Source organism: Hominisplanchenecus sp. (assembly GCF_046967715.1).
Taxonomy (GTDB): Bacteria; Bacillota; Clostridia; order Lachnospirales; family Lachnospiraceae; genus Hominisplanchenecus; species Hominisplanchenecus faecis.
This window is the reverse complement of sequence record NZ_JBKVNQ010000033.1, coordinates 10,734-14,173: the sequence shown is the minus strand read 5'-3', so window position 1 is coordinate 14,173 and position 3,440 is coordinate 10,734. Positions and strand designations below refer to the sequence as shown.

Here is a 3,440-nt window from a genome sequence, read left to right as displayed (position 1 = left end):
TTCAAGTCGAACGCACGTGAGACTTGGCACGCGATTCTGGTCAGCTTTGCTGACATTTACCTAACAGAATCGAATCGCTGTGTATCCTCGCGGAGCGTTTATCTTAGTCGGAGATTGAACTCTCACTAAGACAAATTTGTTGCTCGCCACTTTATAGAAGTGGGAGTCTTCTTCGACTAAGATAAATTTCCATCACTGTGCTTCTGTCCCTTTCATCTCAGCTTTTATACCTCGGCAAGAAAGAGCTTTCCGCTTCAGCAATCCCCGGCAAGCCAGGAGTTTTTGGAAATGTGCAAAATGAACAATTCCCAAGAAGGCACTTTTACGTGCCCTTCGGGGAATTCGTTCATTTACACATTAAGAAAACCTCCGCCGCAATTTTTTAAATCAAAATCCCTTCGAGATGATCCATCTCATGCTGACAGATCTGTGCCGGCCATCCGCTGAGTTTCATCTTCTGCTTTTTCCAGTCCATATCATAGTACTCTACTTCTATGTTTTCGTATCGTGTTGTTTTTCTCACACCTGTAAGCGAAAGACATCCTTCTTCTGTTTCATATGGAGTATCTTTTCGCAGCATTACCGGATTAAACATCACAACATCAACCAGCCCTATATTTACAATGATCACTCTCTTTTTGATTCCGATCATATTTGCTGCCATTCCCACGCAGCCGGCACGGTTGACTTCCAGTGTATCCTGAAGATCTTTCCCTACAGAAATATCCGACTTTGTTGCCGGCTCGGATTTCTGTCCCAGAAAGAAAATATCTTTTACGATTGTTCTGACCATTTTTTATCCATCCTTTTTCGTAATAACCGCTTATAATATTCTTTTACTGTTATATACAAAAAAATCCAGCTAAGTTCTTTCGTTAAACTCTTTTCTCAACCGGATTTTTTCACGTGAACCATGTTTTTACAGTCCATTTTTATACATATCATTGATCACTGCCTGTGCGTGCTCCAGTTCCTTCTTTTGTATGATTGCTTCCCGGTCACTCAGAATTGCCAGCATTTCATCTACTAAATCTTCAATCCTTGGATTTGTCACGCGGTACAGATAACCTAACATCCTGGTCGCCGTATAGTCTGTGTTCATATTTTTGTAGGCTATCTCCGCACAAAGTTCTTTGGGGTAACCTTTGCTTAATAATACTTTGTAAAGCTGTTTCGTCTGCTCCGATGCCCTGCCGAGATATGTTTCCAGTTCTTTTTTCAGATACTCGTATCTCTGCCTTTTCTCTTCTTTCTGGAAATGTACCTTGCGGAACTGCTCCGGATTCTCTCTGTAATCAAGAATTTCATCGCCAAACTGTTCGCTTGTCAGATCAAAGCAACAATCCCCCACCACATTATAACAATGATAATTTCCGCCCGGTCTGAGAATCCCATACACTTTTCCGCCAAAGATATCCTGTGCCAGAAATGCCGTAATAGAACATTGTCCTAATGTTTGATTCTCTTTGCTCCATCTTTCCCTCATTCTCGGTGCACAGGTATCCGCACACCAAATTTCTGATAATATATCATATAATTCTTTTGGATTTTTTATTTTTTCATATGTTTTTGAAGTTGCCGGAACATCTGCCTGTTCCCAGCCGTAAAACTGATATTTCTTCATGTCCCTTTCCCCTCCAACTCAATTTTGCTGTATATTTATGCAATATTTCCATCCATAACACACCCCACAACACCTGCATACACTATATCTCTCATAACCGATTCCTGAACTCCCACGTTTGCTTTTTGCAGAGCTTTTCCAAAACTATTTTAAAAATCATACCGTACTACCGCACAGTTTTTCACTCCGAAAGCAGCGTATTCTTCGTTTGTCATATCGTAGAAATAGGACTGCACCACTCTCGCAATTCCATTGTGTGCCACAAGAATATAGGTTTTTTCGTCCGATTCCTGTTTGATCTCATCCAGCAGATTATAGATCCGCTGTGCCAGATGCAGAGTAGATTCTCCTCCTTCGTGGCTGCACGCGAAACATTCTTTTGCTTTCTTAAATGCTTCGCCGTTTCTTGCGGTAGCTTCCCACTTTCCAAAACGCTGTTCTGTCAGACGCGGCTCGACTCTTGCCGGTATTCCGGTGATCTCCGAAATATGTCTGGCAGTATCCGCCGCTCTGATCAGCGGAGAATATAAAATCTCATCTGCCTTAATGCCTTCTGCCAGAATCTTTCTTCCGGTTTCGATCGCCTGCTGATGTCCGAATTCTGTCAGTGCAATGTCGGTCGCACCGCAGATTTTATTTTCCACATTCCAGATGGTCTGTCCATGTCGTACAAAATAAAAATGTCCCATATCTCAGATATTATGCCCTTTCTGTTTCTATATTGCTTTTTTATTTCTCCAGCTTGTCTCTGTACAGAGATGCATTTTCATGTTCTTTTGCTCTCTCTTCTATGATATTGTTTTTATTTCTCCAGATACTTTTGCAGCACTGCTGTCAGTACCTTCATATCGACCGGTTTTGCGACGTGGTCATTCATACCGGCTTCCATTGCTTTCTTTCTGTCTTCTGCAAATGCATTTGCTGTCAGGGCGATGATCGGTATGCTCTGTGCATCCGGCCTTGACAGACCGCGGATTCTGCGAGTTGCCGTGTAACCGTCCATGATCGGCATCATAACGTCCATAAGAATGCAGTCATATTCATCCCAGTCGGATTCTTTAAATGCCTCTACAACCTGTTTTCCGTTTTCCACAAGCACCGTGTCCGCTCCCATATCATCCAGCAGGAATATCAGAATTTCTGCATTTAAGGTATTATCTTCTGCTGCCAGGATCTTTTTCCCAGCCAGACTGAAGTCCTGCTGGTTTGCCGCCACTTTTTCTTCCCGGTATTCTTTATCTGTTTTAAATGTCAACGTCCAGGTAAAGGTAGTTCCGACTCCTTTTTTGCTCTCGACCCGGATTTCGCCGCCCATCTGATCTACGATCCGCTTCACGATAGAAAGTTCAAGTTCGGTTCCCCTAAACTCACTGCGGTCTTTTCCGTATTCCTGCGAGAATGGATCAAACATATTTTTCTGAAAATCATCACTCATGCCGATTCCGGTATCTTTTACCATAAATCTGCAGGTAACGTAATCTTCTGTCTGATTTACGACTTCCGCCGTTGCTATGATCTTTCCGTTTGGCTTATTGTATTTGATCGCATTGCTGATGATATTCATGGCGATCTGGCGGATATGCAGTTCACTTGTCAGAACCCTCGGCGGGTTAAAGTTTTCAAGCCCCGGCGTTTCCAGTTCGATCCCATGTTCTGCCGCTCTTGTCTCCATGATATCCCTACAGTTTTCCAGCATTTCCCGCAGATACACGGATTCTTCCGCAAAATACATTTCCCCCGAATCCAGTTTGCTCATATCCAGAACATCATTGATCAGCGACAGCAGATACTCCGACGCCACGCGGATCTTTTTATG

4 protein-coding genes are annotated in these 3,440 nt (G+C 43.1%); all 4 read right to left on the bottom strand.

From position 1 onward, the window contains the following. Positions 1-382 precede the first annotated feature (382 nt). On the bottom strand, positions 383-793 hold the full coding sequence (locus ACLTL4_RS06510; RefSeq protein ID WP_147632366.1) for a peptide deformylase: 411 nt from the start codon (positions 791-793) through the stop codon (positions 383-385). Positions 794-919: 126 nt separating this feature from the next. Next, entirely contained in the window at positions 920-1,210 is a 291-nt protein-coding gene (locus tag ACLTL4_RS06505; protein ID WP_173896631.1) for a hypothetical protein, read from the bottom strand. A gap of 563 nt (positions 1,211-1,773) precedes the next feature. Beyond that, the gene (locus ACLTL4_RS06500; RefSeq protein WP_022118276.1) at positions 1,774-2,313 is read right to left on the bottom strand and encodes a histidine phosphatase family protein; all 540 of its coding nucleotides are present in this window, start codon (positions 2,311-2,313) and stop codon (positions 1,774-1,776) included. 113 nt (positions 2,314-2,426) lie between these two features. Beyond that, positions 2,427-3,440 (bottom strand): hybrid sensor histidine kinase/response regulator (locus ACLTL4_RS06495; protein ID WP_412320343.1); only part of this gene is annotated, 1,014 nt, incomplete at its 5' end.

Bases quoted from the DNA above. Each gene is read 5' to 3' on its own strand.
- ACLTL4_RS06510 (WP_147632366.1), bottom strand. From the start codon at position 793: ATGGTCAGAACAATCGTAAAAGATATTTTCTTTCTGGGACAGAAATCC.
- ACLTL4_RS06500 (WP_022118276.1), bottom strand. From the start codon at position 2,313: ATGGGACATTTTTATTTTGTACGACATGGACAGACCATCTGGAATGTG.